The organism is Streptomyces sp. SP17BM10, from assembly GCF_036322405.1.
GTDB lineage: Bacteria > Actinomycetota > Actinomycetes > Streptomycetales > Streptomycetaceae > Kitasatospora.
The window spans coordinates 15,026-33,373 of record NZ_JAQYXB010000544.1; the positions used below are offsets into that span (position 1 = coordinate 15,026).

The 18,348-nt window shown below is 73.9% G+C and carries 14 protein-coding genes and 1 tRNA gene; 8 read left to right on the plus strand and 7 right to left on the minus strand.

Features of this window, described 5'->3' with window-relative positions:
* Positions 1–88 precede the first annotated feature (88 nt).
* Positions 89–859: a MerR family transcriptional regulator gene (locus PUR71_RS13440; protein WP_329927202.1), complete on the plus strand. Its 771-nt coding sequence runs from the start codon at positions 89–91 to the stop codon at positions 857–859.
* Between the two features lie 9 nt (positions 860–868).
* On the opposite strand, the gene PUR71_RS13445 is transcribed toward PUR71_RS13440, so the two are convergent.
* Positions 869–1,846, minus strand: coding sequence for a helix-turn-helix domain-containing protein (locus PUR71_RS13445; protein ID WP_443077442.1), 978 nt, complete (start codon positions 1,844–1,846; stop codon positions 869–871).
* 333 nt (positions 1,847–2,179) lie between these two features.
* Here PUR71_RS13445 and PUR71_RS13450 point away from each other — a divergent pair, with 333 nt between their 5' ends.
* Both PUR71_RS13450 and PUR71_RS13455 read left to right on the plus strand, forming a co-directional pair.
* Entirely contained in the window at positions 2,180–2,857 is a 678-nt protein-coding gene (locus tag PUR71_RS13450) for an RNA polymerase sigma factor (RefSeq protein ID WP_329927204.1), read from the plus strand.
* Entirely contained in the window at positions 2,854–4,254 is a 1,401-nt protein-coding gene (locus PUR71_RS13455) for a hypothetical protein (RefSeq protein ID WP_329927205.1), read from the plus strand. Before PUR71_RS13450 ends, PUR71_RS13455 begins: the two co-directional genes overlap by 4 nt.
* Before the next feature lie 54 nt (positions 4,255–4,308).
* Here PUR71_RS13455 and PUR71_RS13460 read toward each other — a convergent pair whose 3' ends face one another.
* On the minus strand, positions 4,309–5,808 hold the full coding sequence (locus PUR71_RS13460; RefSeq protein WP_329927206.1) for an aminopeptidase P family protein: 1,500 nt from the start codon (positions 5,806–5,808) through the stop codon (positions 4,309–4,311).
* 123 nt (positions 5,809–5,931) lie between these two features.
* Entirely contained in the window at positions 5,932–7,401 is a 1,470-nt protein-coding gene (locus PUR71_RS13465; RefSeq protein WP_329927207.1) for a PP2C family protein-serine/threonine phosphatase, read from the minus strand.
* A 632-nt stretch (positions 7,402–8,033) separates the two neighbouring features.
* Here PUR71_RS13465 and PUR71_RS13470 point away from each other — a divergent pair.
* A complete protein-coding gene (locus PUR71_RS13470; protein ID WP_329927208.1) occupies positions 8,034–8,669 on the plus strand; it encodes a bifunctional DNA primase/polymerase in 636 nt (211 codons plus the stop codon).
* Between the two features lie 213 nt (positions 8,670–8,882).
* Here the strand turns inward: PUR71_RS13470 and PUR71_RS13475 are convergent, their stop codons facing one another.
* From PUR71_RS13475 to PUR71_RS13490, 4 genes are all read right to left on the minus strand, one after another.
* Positions 8,883–9,866: a DUF5926 family protein gene (locus PUR71_RS13475; RefSeq protein WP_329927209.1), complete on the minus strand. Its 984-nt coding sequence runs from the start codon at positions 9,864–9,866 to the stop codon at positions 8,883–8,885.
* Positions 9,867–9,992: 126 nt separating this feature from the next.
* On the minus strand, positions 9,993–10,712 hold the full coding sequence (locus PUR71_RS13480) for an ATP-binding protein (protein WP_443077438.1): 720 nt from the start codon (positions 10,710–10,712) through the stop codon (positions 9,993–9,995).
* A gap of 159 nt (positions 10,713–10,871) precedes the next feature.
* Positions 10,872–11,696, minus strand: coding sequence for a glycerophosphodiester phosphodiesterase family protein (locus PUR71_RS13485; RefSeq protein WP_329927211.1), 825 nt, complete (start codon positions 11,694–11,696; stop codon positions 10,872–10,874).
* 112 nt (positions 11,697–11,808) lie between these two features.
* Positions 11,809–13,260, minus strand: coding sequence for a purine-cytosine permease family protein (locus tag PUR71_RS13490; RefSeq protein ID WP_329927212.1), 1,452 nt, complete (start codon positions 13,258–13,260; stop codon positions 11,809–11,811).
* Positions 13,261–13,633: 373 nt separating this feature from the next.
* Here PUR71_RS13490 and PUR71_RS13495 point away from each other — a divergent pair, with 373 nt between their 5' ends.
* The 4 genes from PUR71_RS13495 to PUR71_RS13510 all read left to right on the plus strand — a co-directional run bounded on the left by PUR71_RS13495 (position 13,634) and on the right by PUR71_RS13510 (position 18,146).
* Positions 13,634–15,508, plus strand: coding sequence for a S1C family serine protease (locus tag PUR71_RS13495; RefSeq protein WP_329927213.1), 1,875 nt, complete (start codon positions 13,634–13,636; stop codon positions 15,506–15,508).
* A 61-nt stretch (positions 15,509–15,569) separates the two neighbouring features.
* Positions 15,570–15,657, plus strand: a tRNA-Ser gene (locus PUR71_RS13500).
* 120 nt (positions 15,658–15,777) lie between these two features.
* Entirely contained in the window at positions 15,778–16,605 is an 828-nt protein-coding gene (locus PUR71_RS13505) for a MerR family transcriptional regulator (protein ID WP_329927214.1), read from the plus strand.
* A 176-nt stretch (positions 16,606–16,781) separates the two neighbouring features.
* On the plus strand, positions 16,782–18,146 hold the full coding sequence (locus PUR71_RS13510) for an FAD-binding oxidoreductase (RefSeq protein WP_329927215.1): 1,365 nt from the start codon (positions 16,782–16,784) through the stop codon (positions 18,144–18,146).
* Positions 18,147–18,348: the final 202 nt, after the last annotated feature.

The window sequence follows — 18,348 nt, forward strand, 5'->3', positions numbered from 1 at the left end:
GCGCGGGCACCGGCGGCCCCTTCCGGCTTGACCCTCACGCGACGTGAGAGACGAGTGTCGAGTCAGCACGAAGGGAGGAACACCCCGCATGAACAGCGACGGCTACTCGGTCGGCGCCGTGGCGAAGATCGCCAAGGTGACCGTCCGCGCCCTGCACCACTACGACGAGATCGGACTGCTGTCCCCCGCGGGCCGCACCCGGGCCGGCTACCGCCGGTACGTGGACACCGACCTCGACCGGCTGCAGCAGATCCTGTTCTACCGCGAACTCGGGTTCCCCCTGGAAGAGATCGCGGCGATCCTGGACGACGACTCGGTCAGCCCGAGCGAGCACCTCCGGCGGCAGCACCGCTTGCTGACCGACCGGATCGCGCACCTCCAGGAACTCGCCACGGCCGTCGAACACGCCATGGAGGCACGGAGAATGGGCGTTCAGCTGACCCCCGAGGAGAAGTTCGAGATCTTCGGCGAGGACTACCAGGAGGAGTGGGAGCAGGAGGCCGAGCAGCGCTGGGGCGACACCGAGGCCTGGGCCGAGTCGCAGCGCCGCACCGGCGCCTACGGCAAGGCCGACTGGGAGCGCATCCAGGCCGAGATGACCGCCCTCAACGGCCGCCTGGCCGCGGCGGTCGCGGCCGGCGAGCCCGCCGACGGCACCCTCGCCACGGACCTCGCCGAGGAGCACCGCCAGCACATCTGCCGGAACTTCTACGACTGCACCTTCACCATCCACCGGGGCCTGGCCTCCCTGTACGTCGGGGACCCGCGCTGGACCGAGAGCTACGAGAAGATCGCGCCCGGCCTCGCGCAGTGGCTGCACGACGCGATCCTGGCCAACGCGGCCCGGCACGAGGCCTGAGCCGGGGGCTCACGCCACGCCGCGGCCGAACCCCCGCCGGTAGGCCGTCGGCGAGGTCCGCATCACCCGGCCGAAGTGGTGGCGGAACGTCGCCGCGCTCTCGAAGCCGACCGCGGCGGCGATCTCCTCGACCGTCCCCTCCGGGGACTCCAGGAGCGGCAGACTGGCCGCGATGCGCTGGCTGATGACCCAGCGCATCGGGCTGGTCCCGTTGCGGGCCGTGAAGTGCCGCAGGTACGAGCGGTCGGACATCCGGGCGGCCCCGGCCAGCGCCGAGACGGTCAGCGGCGACGCCAGGTGGTCCATCGCGTACTGCATGCTGCGCGCGATCCCGTCGTCCTCCTCGTCGACGGGCAGGATCGCCGCCTCGATGAACTGGGCCTGCCCGCCGTCCCGGTGCGGGGGCACGACGAACCGGCGGGCCACGGTGTTGGCCACCTTCGCGCCGTGGTCCCGGCGCACCAGGTGCAGGCACAGGTCGATGCCGGCGGCGCTGCCCGCGCTCGTCAGGACGTCCCCGTTGTCGACGTACAGCACGTCCGGGTCGACCTCCACCGAGGGGTACCGCTGCTGGAGCAGCTCGGCGTAGCGCCAGTGCGTGGTCGCCTTGCGGCCGTCGAGCAGACCGGCGGCGGCCAGGGCGAAGGCGCCCGAGCAGATCGAGACGATCCGGGCGCCGCGCTCGTGCGCCGTGCGCAGCGCCGTGACCAGGCCGGGCGAGACGTCCCCGCCGAAGGCGTTCGGGACCCCCGGGACGATCACGGTGTCCGCGGCCGCGAGCTCGTCCAGCCCGTGCCGGGCGATCATCGCGAACCCGCCCACGGCGTCGAGCGCCGTTCCCGGCCGGTCCGCGCACACCTTCAGGCCGTACCAGGGCGCCGCCAGCAGGCCGCTCAGCTCCGGCCGGGCGAGCCCGAACACCTCCACCGCCACGCCGAGTTCGAACGGCGCCATGCCGTCGAAGGCGTACACCGCGACGTCGTGCACCGGCTCGGGCCGCCGCCCGATGGCGACCGGGACCGGTCCGGACCCGGTCCTCCCGCCGGCGGGGGCGATCCCGAACGCGCCGTCCTGCTGGGCCATGCGAACCCCCTGCTCACGGGTGGTGGAACCCCGGTGAGTTTAGTGCGTCCGGCCGCGCCGGGATTTTCTCCGCATCCGCCTGCAACCTCCACGGCTTCCGCACGTCCATTGGTACGGGGGCGGATGACACCACGCCGGCGGCGGCTGGGAGGATCTTGCCGATCTCGATCTTGATCAGGTGTGTTGACGGTTTCCGGCGTGCCCGGGCACCGTCCCGGGGGAAAGCGGAAGACGCAGATGTCCATGGCCATCGGGCCGATCTTCGCGCCGGTGCGGGAGCGTGGCTTCTCCGTCCGCGCAGTGACCGCCCTGCTGTTCGGCGCCCAGGAGGCCGGCGAGCCCGTCGCCGGTCCCACCCCCGAGCAGCAGGCGGTGCAACGGCGCTCCGGCTTCCGGCTGCTGCGCGGAGGCCGCGGCCGGACCGAGGACCGGCCCACCCTGACCGACCTCTACCACGCCCACCGGCTCGGGCTGGTCCGGATGGCCGTCCTGCTGGTCGACCACCAGGACCTCGCCGAGGACGTCGTCCAGGAGGCCTTCACCCAGCTCTACCAGCGCCACGGCGAGGAGCTGGACGACCTCGACAACGCCCTCGGCTACCTGCGCACGGCGGTCGTCAACGGCGCCCGCTCGATGCTGCGCCGCCGCAAGACGGCCCGTGAGTACGTGCCGCCGCACGAGACCGACGCCCCGTCGGCCGAGGAGCACGCGGTGCTCAACGACGAGCACCGGCGCGTGCTGGTGGCCCTGCAGGAACTGACTCCCCGCCAGCGCGAGGTGCTGGTGCTGCGCTACTGGTCGGACATGTCGGAGGCGCAGATAGCCGAGACCCTGGGACTGTCCCGGGGTGCCGTGAAGTCCACCGCCAGCCGGGCCCTGGACGCTCTCGAAAAGCACCTGGAGAAGGTTCGATGACCGACAAGTTCCCCCGCCGGATCGGCGGCGACGGCGACGGGCCGGCCGAGACCCCGACGGAACGGCTGCTGCGCGAGGCGATGACCGCCCGCACGTCCCTGATCACCGCTCACGACCTGCGCCCCGCGGCTCCGCCCGATCGCCGGATCCGCAGACTGCGGCCGGTCTACGCCGTCACGCTGCCGCTGCTCGGCCTGGCCGCCGCGATGGCGGTCGGTGTGGTCACGCTCCACGGGAACCCCGTGGCCGACCACGAGCACCCGCCGCCGGCCGCCACCGTGTCGGCCTCCCCCAGCCCGACCTCCGCGGCCACACCCACCGGGACCCCGTCGCCCACGGCCACCCCGACCGAGACGGCCACCCCGACCGACACCGCGACCCCGGACGACCCGGAGACCGCCGCGGCCCTCGCCGACGAGACCCCGACGCCGACGCCCACCCCCACGCGCACGACCGCCGCGAAGTGGTCCACGGTCAACGGCGTCAAGTTCAAGGTCCCCGCCGGGTGGCGGATCGCCGGCAGCGGGCCCCAGGTCTGCGTCCTGAGCCCGGGGGCACCGCAGGACGCGGATGAGAAGGACTGCAAGCCGTACGGTGTGGCCCTGTCGGTGTTCGACGAGGAAGCGCCGTCCTGGCCCTCGGTGAGCGCGCTCGACGAGTCGGGCGGCTGGGGCTCGCAGCCGAACTGCCCGATCTGGGGAAATCCCCACCCGCCGGCTGCGGACGAGCCGCTCGACAGCGTCGGTCCGACGAAGAGCACGCCCACCGTGGCCGGCCGTCCCGCGCTCAAGTCACAGTGGCAGGTGACCTGCGGCAAGTCCGCCTTCACCGCCCAGCTCTGGGCCCTGCCCAAGGACCAGGTGTTCGTCTCCGCGATCGGTCTCAAGAGCGACTACCAGGCCGACCTGATGTCCATCGTGAACAGCCTCGACGTCAGCGGCCACCGCGCGCCGTACTCGGACCGCGTAGGCGTCTCGGTGAGCGGTGTCGGGCCGGCACAGCAACTGCCGAACGACGGTACCCCGCTGGAGTTCTCGGTCACCTTCAAGAACACCGGCAGCACGAAGGCCACCGGCGCCAAGGCCCTGGTCTTCGGGGATCACTACCCCGGCGTCCCGGTCGGGCAGACGCTGACGGGCACCCTGGAGCGCCAAGAGGGAGCCGTCTGGAAGTCGCTGGACTTCCGCAGGCTCGACTCCGGCTTCTCCGCGCTGGAGACCGGTCTTCCGCTCGACCTGGATCCGGGTCAGAGCGTGACGGTCAACTACCGGCTCAAGCTGGCCGCTCAGGACGGTCCGGGGGCTCTGCCGCTGACCGCGCGGCTCGCCGTTCCCACCGGGGACAGCTTCTCCAGCCTCGGTGAGACCCAGGTCCAGGTCCAGGTCACCGCGAAGTAGCACGCACGAGGGCCGGACTCCCCGCGCGGGGAGTCCGGCCCTCGTGCGTGCGGGTCAGGCGAGCGAGGCCATCCAGGCCTCGACGTCCTCCGCGCGGCGCGGCAGGCCCGCGGAGAGGTTCTCGTTGCCGTCGGCGGTGACGAGGATGTCGTCCTCGATGCGGACGCCGATGCCGCGGTACTCCTCCGGGACGGTCAGGTCGTCCTGCTGGAAGTACAGGCCGGGCTCGACGGTGAGGACCATGCCGGGCACCAGCAGGGCGTCGACGTGCTCCTCGCGGCGCGAGTGGGCGCAGTCGTGGACGTCCAGGCCGAGCATGTGGCCGGTGCCGTGCAGGGTCCAGCGGCGCTGGAGGCCCAGCTCCAGGACCTTCTCGACGTCGTACACGGAGCCGTCGAGCAGGCCCCAGGCGAGCAGGCGCTCGGCGAGGACGCGCTGCGAGGCGGCGTGGAAGTCCCGGAAGCGGGCGCCGGGCTTCACCGCGGCGATGCCGGCCTCCTGGGCGTCGTAGACGGCCTCGTAGATCTTGCGCTGCAGGTCGTCGAACCGGCCGCCGATGGGCAGTGTGCGGGTGACGTCGGCGGTGTAGAGCGTGTGCGTCTCGACGCCCGCGTCGAGCAGCAGCAGCTCGCCCGGGCGGACGTCGCCGTCGTTGCGGACCCAGTGCAGGGTGGTGGCGTGCGGGCCGGCGGCGGCGATGGTGCCGTAGCCGACGTCGTTGCCCTCGACGCGGGCGCGGCGCCAGAAGGTGCCCTCGATCCAGCGCTCGGAGGTGGCGACGGCCTGGCCGAGCTCGCGGACGACGTCGGTGAAGCCCTTGACGGTGGCGTCGCAGGCGGCGCGCAGCTCGCCGATCTCCCAGTCGTCCTTGACCAGCCGCAGGCCGCTCAGGAACTCCTTCAGCTCGGCGTCCTTGTCGGCGTCGAGGAACTCGCCGAGGGCGGCCTCCAGGCCGTCGTCGTAGCCGCGGACGAGCCGGGTGGGGACGGCGGAGTCCTTGGCGCGCCCGGCGAGCTCGTCGGCGGCCTTGCGGACGTCGCGGGCGGGCAGGCCGAGCAGCTGCTCCTGCTCGGTGAGGCTGTGCCGGCGGCCGACCCACAGCTCGCCGTAGCCGTCGAGCCAGAACTCGCCGTTCTCGCGGTCGGAGCGGGGCAGCAGGTAGAGGCCGAACTCGTGGCCGCGGTCGCCGGTCGGCTCGGCGACGAGGACGGCGTCCTCGGTCTGGTCACCGGTGAGGTGGACGTACTCGCTGGCCGCCCGGAAGTTGTAGTCGGTGTCGTTGGCGCGGACCTTCAGGTTGCCGGCCGGGATCACCAGTCGCTCGCCGGGGTACGCGGCCGAGAGCCTGGCGCGCCGCTCGGCGGCGTACGGGGCCTGGGCGACGGGGGCCAGGCCGTGCAACTCGGTGTCGGCCCAGCCGGACTTCATCGAGGCGGCCAGTTCGTCCGAGACCTCGGAGTACAGGCCGTTCTTGCGGCCCTTGAACTGCTTCGGCTCCTCGCCGCCGGTGGCCTCGGGGTTCTCGGCCACCGCCGGGGTGCGGTCCTCGGTCACGTACAACGCCTCCTTGGGGTGGTGCGGCCCGCCCGTGGGGGATGTCGGATCGCGACACACGTGGGCGGCCGTGCGTCCCATGGTACGGACGCCCGGTCGCCCACTCGTTCGGGGCCGGAAGGTCTACTCGAAGCGGGCGCCCAGCAGCATCAGGTCGTCGGCCGCGGCGTCGGCGGTGGTGGTGACGGTGCCGGCCCCCTCGCGGTCGGGGCAGACGGCGAGCAGGTGGGCGCAGAGCCGGTCGGGGTCGATCCGCACGTCGCGGGGGGCGTCGGCGGCGGCCCGGCGCAGGTTGGCCTGCCCGGCGTGCAGGGTCGGGCCGCAGCGGCGGGCCAGGCCCTCGGTGTACAGCAGCAGGGTGTCGCCGCGCTCGGCGGTGAACTCGACGCCGGGGGCCTCCCAGCAGGCGAGCATGCCCAGGGGCGCGGAGAGCGAGGTCTCGACGAACTCGGCGCCGTGCCGGTTGACCAGGATCGGCGGGCAGTGCCCGGCCCCGGCCAGGGTGACCCGGCGCTCGTCGGGCTCGACCCAGGCGTAGACGGCGGTGGCGGTGCGGGCGGGCTCGGTGGTCTTCAGGAGCAGTTCGAGGTCGCCGAGGACGGAGACCGGGTCCTCGCCCTCCAGCACCGCGTAGGCCCGCAGCGCGGCCCGCACGCGGCCCATCGCGGCCGCCGCGCCGGGCGCGGAGCAGGGGCCCGCGCCGGGGCCGTCGCCGGACACGGAGCCGACGGTGAGGCCGACGGTGCCGTCGGGCAGCGGGATGGCGTCGTACCAGTCGCTGCCGTTGGAGCGGTCGAGGGCGGCGGGGACGAGCCGGGCGGCCAGCCGCAGCCCGGCGGGCTGGGGGAGGCGGTCGGGCAGCAGGCCGCGGCGCAGCGCCTCGGTGGTGCGGCTGACCTTGTCGGCCTCCAGCTGCCTGGCGATCAGCGGTGCGGCGAACCGGCAGTAGTGGTGGGCGAGTTCGCGCTGGCGCTCGGTGGGTTCGGCGGGCCGGTCGTAGAACCAGACGGCGGCGGCGAGCGGGCCGTCCTCCTCGGTGGCGAGCGGCAGGCCGTAGCAGCCGCCGAGGCCGAGGTGGGTGGCGAGTTCGCGCAGCCGGGCGCCGGTGGCCGGGTCCCCGGCGAGGTCGGGGGAGTGCAGCCGCTCGGGCCGGTCGCGGTCGCGCAGCAGGCGGGTGAGCAGGCTCTGCTCGAAGGGGACGGTCTCCAGGGCGCCGAGGCTGGCGCGGTCGAGGCCGAGGCCGAGCGGCTGGCCGGGCCCGCCGCCGGGCTGCCGGGTGACCAGGACGCCGCGGTCGGCGCCGAGCAGGTCGGCGCCGGAGGCGAGGACGGCGGCGAGGGTGGCGGGGAGGCCGCGGGCGCGGACGAGCCGTTCGGTGTGCTCGTGGAGGCTGGTGACATCGGACAGGCGTCCGGCCAAACGGTCCTGCACTCCGGTGGACGGCGCCGTGCGGGCCTGCGCCGCACCGTCCCGGTCCTCGGCGGGGCCGGGCAGGCCCGGCGGGTCGACGAGCGGGGCGAGGACGGAGAGCCCGCCGGTGAAGCCCGGCTCGGCCGGCTCGGAGGGCGTCGACGACGGGTGGGTCTCGGTCATGCCGGCACTCCTGACGCGGTGCTACGTGTCATGCGGAACCCCCAGGGACGGCCGATGTGCGGCGGGAGCGCGGCCGAAGGGCGCGTTTCGCCTCGAATCGCTACTACTCGTCATTGATCGACAGCAATGGCACCACTTCTACACAGGCCATTTGGGGCATGTCCAGATCCAGGACGAGCCGGTGCCCGGTTCCCCCTCCACTGCGACCCGGACGGGCGGCGCGCCCGGTTCGTACGCGCGCCGTCCCGACCGGGAGGAATGGAGCGGCCCGGGAGCGGGCACAACCGTGGGGACGGGCCCGGCGGCCGTCCGGATCGTATGCTTTCGCCGCCCGGATGCCGCGCTGGCCGGATGTCACTCACTCGTACGGTGGAACCAAGCGCGCCCGGGCGGCGTCCATCCGGGCGCATACGCGATTCTCGTTCCGAGGGCTGTTCCCGTGCGCGGCCCCTCTCATGTCGTGCTCCACGCCGTGCTCCACGTCCGCGCCGCGCCGTCCGCCGTACCGCCCGCCCGCCGCGTGCCCCCGGGTCCGCGCCGTGGCGGCCCGTGCGGCGAATCCGGCGGACGGGCCGCGGCGGCGGTCCGCGGCCCCGGAGCGAACCGAGCGGTCAGGGAAAGGAACGAGCGCCATGCGTGAGGATCCGAGGGGCCGGTCCGCGGCCCGGTCCGCCCGGCTGACCGCGGCCCTGGAGGCGGCCGTCGACCATTGCTGGCCGGTGGTGCCGGGCGCGGTGCTGTCCGGCGGGCGCTGTTCGTGCGGCGACCCGGACTGCCCGGTGCCGGGAGCGCACCCGCACGACCCGCCGCTGCTGGCGGCCACCACGGATGCCCGGATGGTGCGCTGGTGGTGGGAGCGGCAGAGCCCGGACGCGCCGGTGCTGGCGGCGACCGGCCGGGCGGTGTCGGCGGTGAGCCTGCCGGCCCTGGCCGGGGCCCGGGCGCTCGCGTACCTGGGGGCGCTGCGGCTGCCGCTGGGGCCGGTGCTGGCGATGCCGGGCCGCTACGCGCTGCTGGTGGCGCCGTACTCGCTGGACGCGCTCGGCGAGATGCTCGCCCAACTCCCCTGGGTGCCGGGCTCGTTGCACTACCACGGGCCGGGCGGCTTCCTGGCGCTGCCGCCCGGGGCGGGGGCCGGCCCGGTGCGCTGGGTACTGGCGCCGCGGCGGGCGGCCGACGGCGGGGTGTGGCTGCCGCAGGTCGGGCCGCTGCTGGGCGAGTTGGTGGAGGCGACGGTCCGGCTGGACAGCGGGCGCTCGGCCTTCTGACCGGCCGTCCGGCGGCCGCTCGAGCGCTGCTCGGCGCCGTCCGCCCGGAAAAACGAAAGATCCGGCCGCTGGCGACGGGGGATGCACCAGCGACCGGACTCTTTAGACAGTAACAAGGATCTGCGCCCGCGCCAATTTCCAAGACGCCTTCCACGCCCGGAAATTGCGGTTCAGGTCGACAATGTGACGCGTATCACCTCGTTCCTGCGCGCTTTAGTTCAAGGTGACCTGACGGTTCACCAGGTTCGCGCGGGCGCGCCGCTCGTCGGCGGTGAGCGGCGCCGGGTCCGCGAGGACGGCCGCGAGGCGCTCGGCGAACTCGGCGGCGGGCTTCTCGCAGTCGGCCGCCGTCATGGCGAGCGGCAGGTCCCACACGGGGACGGTCAGGCCGTGCGCGCGGAACGAGCCGACCAGGCGGGTGTCCGCGCCGAGCGAGGCCTCGCCGGCCGCGTTCAGCCGGGCCAGCGCGTCCAGGAGCTGCTCCTCGGGCACGGTCATCACCCAGCGCAGGTGGTTCTTGTCCGGGGTGCCGCACCAGTACGCGGCGTCGACGCCGGCGAGCTTCTCGGTCGGGATGGCGGAGGCGTTGGCGCGCTCCAGCGAGGCGGCGACCTCACCGGTGGCGGTCTCGGCATCCTCCAGCCAGAACTCGAAGCCGGTGTGCACGGCGGGCGTGAAGTCCGCGGTGACGTCCAGCAGGTCCTGCAGGCGGCGCCCGCCCGGCACGGTCCGGCGGGCCGGCACCGGGCTGCCCGGCTCGGCGGCCAGGGCCAGCTCCAGCGCGTCCGCGAGGTCGCGGCTCAGGTCGCCCGAGGAGGACTGGGTCTGCAGGCCGAGCAGGATCGAGCCGTCCTGGCGGCGCAGGGCCGGCCAGGCGAGCGGCAGGACGGTGGCCAGGGTGACCGACGGCACCTCGCCGACGGCGGTCCCGGCGACCCCGGCGGCCAGCGTCAGGGGCACCGTGGCGGCGGGCACCAGTTCGCGCAGCGCGACCCAGTCGGCCTCGCCCGGCAGGCCCTCGAACGGCCGGTGCACCAGTTCCTGCACCGCGTGCGAGGCCTCCCGGCCGTGGCAGGCCTTGTACCGGCGGCCCGAGCCGCACGGGCAGTCGTCGCGGGCCCCGACCACGGGTACCTCACCCGTGACGGCGGTGGTGGACTTGCGCTGCGGCGCCTTCTTGGCGGCCTTCTTGCCCATGGTGCGGCTCTCCCGGGGACGGTGGTCCTTTGCTCCGGGAAGCCTACTGACGTTCCCCCGGCGTGCGGGAACGCGCCGGGGCGGGAGCGCCGCCGCGGGGGCGCGCGGTGGCGGCGGGCGGACCGCTCAGGCGCTGCGGGCGTCACCGCCGGTGCGCCTGGCGTGCCGCGCGCGGGCCGGCAGCGCGGCCCAGACCGTCACCTCGCCGGGCGCGTCGCGCACGCCCCAGTCGCTGGCGAGCTGGTCGACGATGCCCAGGCCGCGGCCGCCGCGCGAGGTCAGCGAGGGGCTGCCGGGCTCGGGCCGCGTCGGCGCGCCGCCGTCGGTGACCTCCAGCGTCAGCAGGCCGTCCGCGTGCATCTGCCAGCGGACGAGCACGCCGCCGTCGTCGTCGCCGGACTGTTCGTCCCGGCCGGCGGACGCGTCGGCGTGCGGCCCGGACGGGACGCTCACCAGCACCTGGTCGACGACCTCGGCCCGGGTGCCGCGCCCGAGCGCGGGCAGCGGGCCGAGCGGCCGGGCGTACCGGCACGCATTGCTCAAGAGTTCGGAAAGGATCAGTACGGCATCGTCAATGACCGGTTCCGGTATCTGCCGATCACCCAGATCTCGTCGCAGTCGGCGCCGTGCGACCCCGACACTCGCTGGGCCGTGCGGCACTGCCATGGTCGACGAAGTCGGCCCAACTTCTGTGGGCACCGTACGCGCCACCATCAACGCCACCCCCGGACCTCCTTCAGCGTGTGCCGAGGGATGGATGCCCCTTGGTAATGCGTCGGAAACGACCGCGCGACGATCCCGCGAGCCCATTTCGAGCAACGCGACCGAGGGTGGGCGGGAGGTCATTCCCCGCTCACCCTCCGTCGCGCCTGCGCACGATTTCCGCCAAGGAACGTGCGCGGAAGGTTTGAATGCCGACCGGATCGGTCGCGTCCGGCCATCGGGTTTCGACGGACCCGTCGCCGTCGGAAGGGACCCCCGGGACCACCGGGGCTCCCGGGACGCTCAGCGGCCGAGCTGAGCCAGTACCTGCGCGGGCTTGTTGGTGATGATCGCCGACACCCCGAGCTCCAGGCACAGGTCCACGTCGGCCGGCTCGTCGACCGTCCAGACGTGCACCTCGTGGCCCAGCTCGCGCAGCCGCGGCACCAGGTCGGGCCTGGCCCGCACCAGGTCGATGCCGGGCCCGGCGATCCGCGCCCCGCCGGGCAGCGGCCGGCCCTCGCGCAGCCGGCCGAGCAACGGCAGCAGCCGCTCGATCAGGAACACCCGCGGATGGTCCGGCGCGGTGACGGCCACCCGGTTCAGCGCGACCGAGGAGAAGCTCATGATCCGCGCGGACGGGCGGTCGCCCTCGCGGGTGCCGGAGATCTTGAACCGTTCGAGCATCCGGAGCAGCTCGGCCTCGACCCGGCCGCGGAAGCGCACCGGGTGCTTGGTCTCGATCGCCAGGTCCACCGGCCTCCCGCAGTCCACGACCAGCTCCAGCAGCCGCTCCAGGGTCAGCACGCCGCGCAGCTCGGGGTCGGTGCTGGGCCGGCCGGTCTTCCAGGCGCCGAAGTCGTAGGCCTCCAGCTCGGCGAGCGTCATCGCCGAGACGGTGCCGCGGCCGTTGGAGACCCGGCCGATGCGGCGGTCGTGCACGCAGACCAGGTGTCCGTCGGCGGTCACCCGGACGTCGCACTCGACGGCGTCCGCGCCCTCTTCGAGGGCCCGCCGGTAGGCGGCGAGGGTGTGCTCGGGCAGGGCGTCCGAGGAGCCGCGGTGGGCGACTACCTGGACGGACGGCGCGGTGCGCGGGGCCGTCGAAGACAGATCTGGGCTGGTCACGCCGTCAACGATAGGCGGCGCAGGTGACGCGGAGGCGAAGACGGTCCCAACCTGAGGGGCCGTCCCCGCCTCCCGCGCGGTCCGGGGCCGGGCCGCGGGCCCGGTCGCGCACTCAGCCGCGGACGGTGCGCCGGCTCAGCGGGGTGAGCGCCCAGGTGACCAGCGCCGGCACCGCGAAGGCGAACAGCGAGGCCGACGTCCACTCCTGCGGGGTGAAGTGCAGCGCTTCCTGGGCCGAGGCCCAGACGTCGGTCCACCAGCCGGCCACCGGGGTCGGCGCGATGAACTGGTAGACCGCGAAGCCGAGCGCCCACGGCAGCAGCATCAGCCAGCGCGAGGGCGCCTCGGCGGTGAGGTTCCAGCCGTTGCGGCCGGCGCCGAAGAAGTAGTCCACCGCCAGCACGGCCAGCAGCGGCACGAAGACCGAGCCGATCAGTCCGAGGAAGTTGGTGTACGTGTCGGTGAACTTGTCGATCCGCAGCGCCAGCACGGTGGTCAGCAGGCCGATCGCGCCGGACAGCACCCGGCGGTCCACCCGCGGCAGCAGGTTCTGCACCGACATCGCGGTGGAGTACACGTTGGCGAAGGACTGGTCGGTCTCGCGCAGCACCAGCACCAGCAGGAACAGCCAGCCCGCCCAGACGCCGAGGAAGGAGTCGAAGATCTTGTTCGGGTCGCCGTCGGACTGCAGCAGCGCCATCAGGCCCAGCGCGTAGCACCACACCTGGGCGACGGTGTAGCCGGAGAAGCTGCCCCAGAAGGCCGAGCGCGGCGTGCGCGAGTGCCGGGTGTAGTCGGCGGCGAGCGGGACGAAGGAGATCGACACCGCGATCATCGCGTCGGTGGCGCCCAGGAAGCCGTGCCAGTTGCCCTTGCCCGGGTCGGGCACGCCGTGCCGGCCCAGCTGGACGGTCAGGTAGACCATCGCGACGGCGACGGCGCCGGCCACGAAGCGCCGCAGCACCCGGATCGAGCCGAGCGGCCAGATCGTCAGCACGGTGGTCAGCCCGCCCGCGAGCAGGACGAACAGCCACCGGTAGCCCTCGGTGTGGGCCACGGTCTGCGCGCCCGCCGCGATCGTCAGGAGCTCGAACACGCCCCAGCCGATGCACTGGACGATGTTCAGCACCGTCGGGACGTACGACAACCGGGTGCCGAACAGCCCGCGCAGGCTCGCCATCGCCGGCGCGCCGGTGCGGGCGCCGATCAGCGCGGCCACGCCGAGCATCGCGGTGCCCACCGCGGTGCCGGCCACGATCGCGGTGCCCGCGGCGGCCAGCGACAGCTCGCTGCCCGGGGCGCCGAGCACGGTGGCGGCGGTGGAGAAGCCGATCAGGCTGACGCCGAGGTTCATCCACAGCGCGAAGTGGTCGCGCAGGCGCAGCGTGCGCGGCGGCTCGGCGTCGAGGACGAGCGGCGCCTCGGCCTTCTGCGGCCGGTCCAGCAGCGTCGTCGCGGCGGCGGCTCCGCCGGCGCCGGGACCGTCGTGACCGGTCGTGGACGATTCGGGGAAACCCTTGGACTCGGGCGCGCCCGAAGAAGAGGATGGCGAAGCAGGCGGCATGGCCGATACTCCCTACGCCGGCATTACCCGGACAGGTTCCGGCGGTCAGCGCCCCCTCGACGGTCCGCCCACGATCCCGTGGCGTACGGTCGACCAGCGCACTCTCAGCCTGGAAGGTCCAAGCTCCCGCGTGTCAGTTTGGAGCGACAGGCTAACCGGCACCGGGGCGAACGCCCAAGGCCGGGGAGTGTGCGGTCCGCATCGCGGGACGTCCGGTGGGGTGGGGGGAGCCGCCACCCGGAACGTGTCGTCGAGCGGAGCCGTCGGTCCCGCCTAAGGATTCTTATGACTTCTTCAGAGGGGTCCTTACGGCAATCGAATCGGCAGTGCGAAAAACTATGGTCCTTGGTTCTGTCAGCTATGGAGGTCGTCCGTGAGCACCGAGCGCGAGGTTGGGCCCACCGGGCCGCAGGGGGAGCAGCCCTCGGGCACCGAGGCCGCGGCGGCGGCCCCGGCTCCGGACGGGCACAAGCCCACCATGGCCTTCGGCAGGATCCCCGAGCCCGAGGCGCCGGCGGAGGCCGCGCCGGCCGACAGCGGGCACAAGCCGACCATGGCCTTCGGCCGGGTGCCCGAGCCGGAGGCGCCGGCGGAGGCCGCGCCGGCCCAGGGTGGGCACAAGCCCACCGTGGCCTTCACGAAGGTCCCCGCGCCGGAGGCGGCGCCCGTCGCCCCCGCCGCGCCCGTCGAGGCGCCTGCCGCGCCCGTCGCCCCGGTCGCCGAGACCGGCTACATCGACGCCCCGCCGCCGGTCCTGCCGCCCGCCCCGGCCGCGCCCGCGGCCCCTGCGGCCCCGGCCGCTCCGGCCGCTCCCGCCGCGCCCGTCGCGCCCGTCGGCGAGGCCGCCCCGGTCCTGCCGCCGGTCGCCAACCCGTACGCGACGCCGACCCACGGCGTCCCCGCCGCCGGCGCGCACGACCCGTACGCCGCCACCGGCGCCCAGCACCCGTTCGGCGCCGGCCGCCCGCTCGGCGGCTGGGGCACGGGCCACGACACCACCGCCGCGCACGGCATGCCCGGCTACCCGGGCGCCCCCGGTGCGCCCGGCGGCCCGGCCGGCCCGCTCGGCTACCCGGCGGACTACCCCGGCGGCCCGGCCGGTCCCGGCGGTCCCCGCAAGAAGCGCGGCGGCCTGGTCGCCCTGATCGCCGCCGTCGCCCTCGTGGCGGGCGTCGCCGGCGGTGCCGTCGGCGTGGCGGTCTCGGGCGACCACAACTCCGTGGCCTCCGCGGACGACCACCGCAGCACCACCGTCCAGGCCGGCAACACCCAGAAGAACGAGCCCGCCCCCGGCTCGATCGCCGCCATCGCGCAGAAGGCGCTGCCGAGCGTCGTCACCATCAAGGCGCAGGGCAACGGCGAGTCGGGCACCGGCACCGGCTTCGTCTTCGACACCGAGGGCCACATCCTCACCAACAACCACGTGGTGGCGCCCGCCGTCACCGGCGGCGGCGGCAAACTGACCGTCAAGTTCGCCGACGGCTCCTCCTACAACGCCTCGGTGCTCGGCCGCGCCGAGGGCTACGACGTGGCCGTCGTCAAGATCGACAACCCGCCGAAGGAGAAGCTGGCCCCGCTGACCCTGGCCGATTCCGACAAGGTCAACGTCGGCGACGCCACCATCGCGATCGGCGCGCCGTACGGCCTGGAGTCGACCGTCACCAGCGGCATCATCAGCGCCAAGGACCGCCCGGTCGCCTCCGGCGACGAGACCGGCGCCCAGGCCTCCTACATGAACGCCCTGCAGACCGACGCCTCGATCAACCCCGGCAACTCCGGCGGCCCGCTGCTCGACTCCAGCGGCGCCGTGGTCGGCATCAACTCGGCGATCCAGTCCAACGCCTCCGCCAACGGGCGGGCCGGCAGCATCGGCCTCGGCTTCGCCATCCCGATCAACCAGGCCAAGTGGGTCGCCGACACCCTGATCAAGACGGGCAAGCCGGTCTACGCCCAGCTCCAGGTGCTGCGCAACGACGACTACAAGGGCGACGGCGCGCAGATCCAGACCCGCGACATCCAGGGCCAGCCCGCCGTCACCCCCGGCGGCGCCGCCGACAAGGCCGGCCTCAAGCCGGGCGACGTCATCACCAAGCTCAACGGTGCCCCGATCGAGAACGGCCCGGCCCTGGTCAGCCGGATCTGGACGCACAAGCCCGGCGAGACCGTCGACGTCGAGTACCAGCGCAACGGCCAGACCATGACCACCAAGGTCACCCTCGGCTCGCGGGAGGGCGACAACCCCAGCTGACCCGGCACCCGGAAACGGTGTGCACCGAACCCCGCCGGACCCGTTAGGCTGACCTCCGCCTGGAGAGCTGCCCGAGCGGCCTAAGGGAACAGTCTTGAAAACTGTCGTGGCGTGACCCGTCACCGTGGGTTCGAATCCCACGCTCTCCGCCGGTAGGGGAAATCACCTGCTCAGGGCGGGTGCCGACATCGAGTCGGCACCCGCCTTCGCGTTTCCGGGCCGCGGGGGCTTGACCCTGACACCGTGGAAGGCCGTGGACTGGGATCACCATGTTGAACATCGGAGACTTCGCCAGGCACGGCCGGGTGTCGGTGCGCATGCTGCGCCACTACGACGCCATCGGACTGCTGCACCCCGCCCGGGTGGACCCGGTCAGCGGCTACCGCTTCTACGAGGCGGCCCAACTCGCCCGGCTCAACCGGGTGATCGCGCTCAAGGAGCTGGGCTTCACGCTCCAGCAGGTGCGGGCCGTCCTCGACGAGGAGGTGGACGCGGCCGAACTGCGCGGGATGCTGCGGCTGCGGCGCGCCGAACTGGCCGAGGCGATCGCGGCGGACACGCGGCGACTGGCCCGGGTGGGGGCGAGGCTCCGGACGATCGAGAGCGAGGGGACCATGTCCACGCACGATGTCGTGGTGAAGCCGGTGCCGTCCGTCCGGGCGGCCGAACTGAGCGCGGTGGCGGCGAGCTACCAGCCGGAGGACATCGGGCCGGTGATCGGCCCGCTGTTCGAGGAGCTGTGCCGCCGCCTGGCGGCGGCGGGGGTGGCCGAGACCGGCCCGGCCGTCGCCCGCTACGAGGAGGCCCCGGAGGGCGGCGGGGCGGTGCTGGTCCGCGCCGCGGTCCCGGTCGGGCCGGGCGTCCAGGCGCAGGAGCACGACTTCGACGTCGTCGACCTGCCCGCGCTCGCCCACGCGGCGACGGTCGTCCACCGCGGGTCGATGGACGACGCGATGGGTGCCTTCCAGGAGCTGGCGCACTTCATCGAGGCCAACGGCTACCGCTCCACCGGCTACGCCCGCGAGCTCTACCTGGAGTGCCCGGACGACCGGGCCCACTGGGTGACCGAACTCCAGGAACCCGTCGAGCCGAAGTAGCCCACGACGCAGGCCCCGCCCGCCGGGGCCTGCTCGGCCCTCTGCTTCTCCTCCCTGCGCCCCGCCCCCTCCGGCGGAGCGGTCCCCCACCCTCCGCCCCGCAAGGCCCACTTGCCGGGGCTACGCCCGGCGGGCAGAGTGCGGGGGACGACTGCGGACGGTGCGCGGAGGCGGCGATGGGTGATCTGACGGATCGGCTGGCGCAGGGGCTCCCGCCCGGGGCGGTCGTCGTGGACGAGGACGTCCTGGACGCCTACCGCCACGACATGGCCGGGTTCTGCGCCGCCGGGTCGCCCGCCGTCGTGGTGTTCCCGGAGACCGTCGAGCAGGTGCAGCACGTCCTGCGGACCGCCACCGACCTCCGTGTCCCGGTGGTGCCGCAGGGCGCCCGGACCGGGCTCTCCGGCGCCGCGAACGCCGTCGACGGCTGCATCCTGCTGTCCCTGGTGAAGCTGAACCGCATCCTGGAGATCGACCCGGTGAACCGGATCGCGGTCGTCGAACCGGGCGTGGTCAACGCCGAACTCTCCCGTGCCGTGGCCGACTTGGGCCTGGCGTACCCGCCCGACCCGTCCAGCTGGGAGTCCTGCACGATCGGCGGCAACATCGGCACCGGCGCGGGCGGCCTGTGCTGCGTGAAGTACGGGGTCACCAGTGAGTACGTGCTCGGGCTGGACGTCGTGCTCGCGGACGGCCGCCTGCTGTCCACCGGCCGCCGGACGGCCAAGGGCGTGGCCGGGTACGACCTGACCCGGCTGCTGGTCGGTTCGGAGGGCACGCTGGGCGTGGTGGTCCGGGCGGTGCTGTCGCTGCGGCCCGCCCCGGCGCCGCAGCTGGCGCTGGCGGCGGAGTTCCCGAGCGCGGACGCCGCCGGGGCCGCGGTCTGCGCGGTGATGGCGGGCGGCCTGACCCCGTCGCTGATGGAGCTGATGGACGCGGTCAGCGTGCGGGCGGTCAACGAGATGGGGCGGATGGGCCTGCCGGCGTCCACGCAGGCGCTGCTGCTGGTGGCCTTCGACGGGCCGGACCGGGCCGCCGAGCTGGCGCGGGTGGCCGGGCTGTGCCGGGCGGCGGGGGCGACGGAGGTCGTGCCCGCCGAGGACGAGGCGGAGTCCGACCTGCTGCTGGCGGCCCGGCGGCTGGCGCTGCCGGCCCTGGACCGGCTGGGGACCACGATGATCGACGACGTGGCGGTGCCGCGTTCGCGGCTGGCCGAGATGCTGAACGGCGTCGCGGCGATCGCCGAGCGGCACGCGCTGACCATCGGTGTGGTGAGCCACGCGGGGGACGGCAACACCCACCCGATCGTCATCTTCGACGCCTCGGACGAGGAGGAGGCGGCCCGGGCGCAGCGCTCCTTCGACGAGATCATGGCGCTGGGGCTGGAGCTGGGCGGCACGATCACCGGCGAGCACGGGGTCGGGCTGCTCAAGCGGGACTGGCTGGCGCGCGAGCTGGGGCCGGTGGCGCTGGACCTCCAGCGGCAGCTGAAGGCGGTCTTCGATCCGCTGGGAATCCTCAATCCGGGCAAGATGGTCTGATCTTCCGACGGTCGCAGCATCATTCCTGAATGCTGGTCGGAATGGCGATCTGAATGATGGTCTTCATGGTTCGCCGATTGTCGACATGGATGGGTCGTCGAACTTTTCGGGGGCGCGTTTCGCCTGTTCGTGAGCCCAGGGTGGTGCGGTGATTTTTCCGTGCGCTCCTTAGCGCCGCTTCGCGCGGGGTCATGCGAGGCGC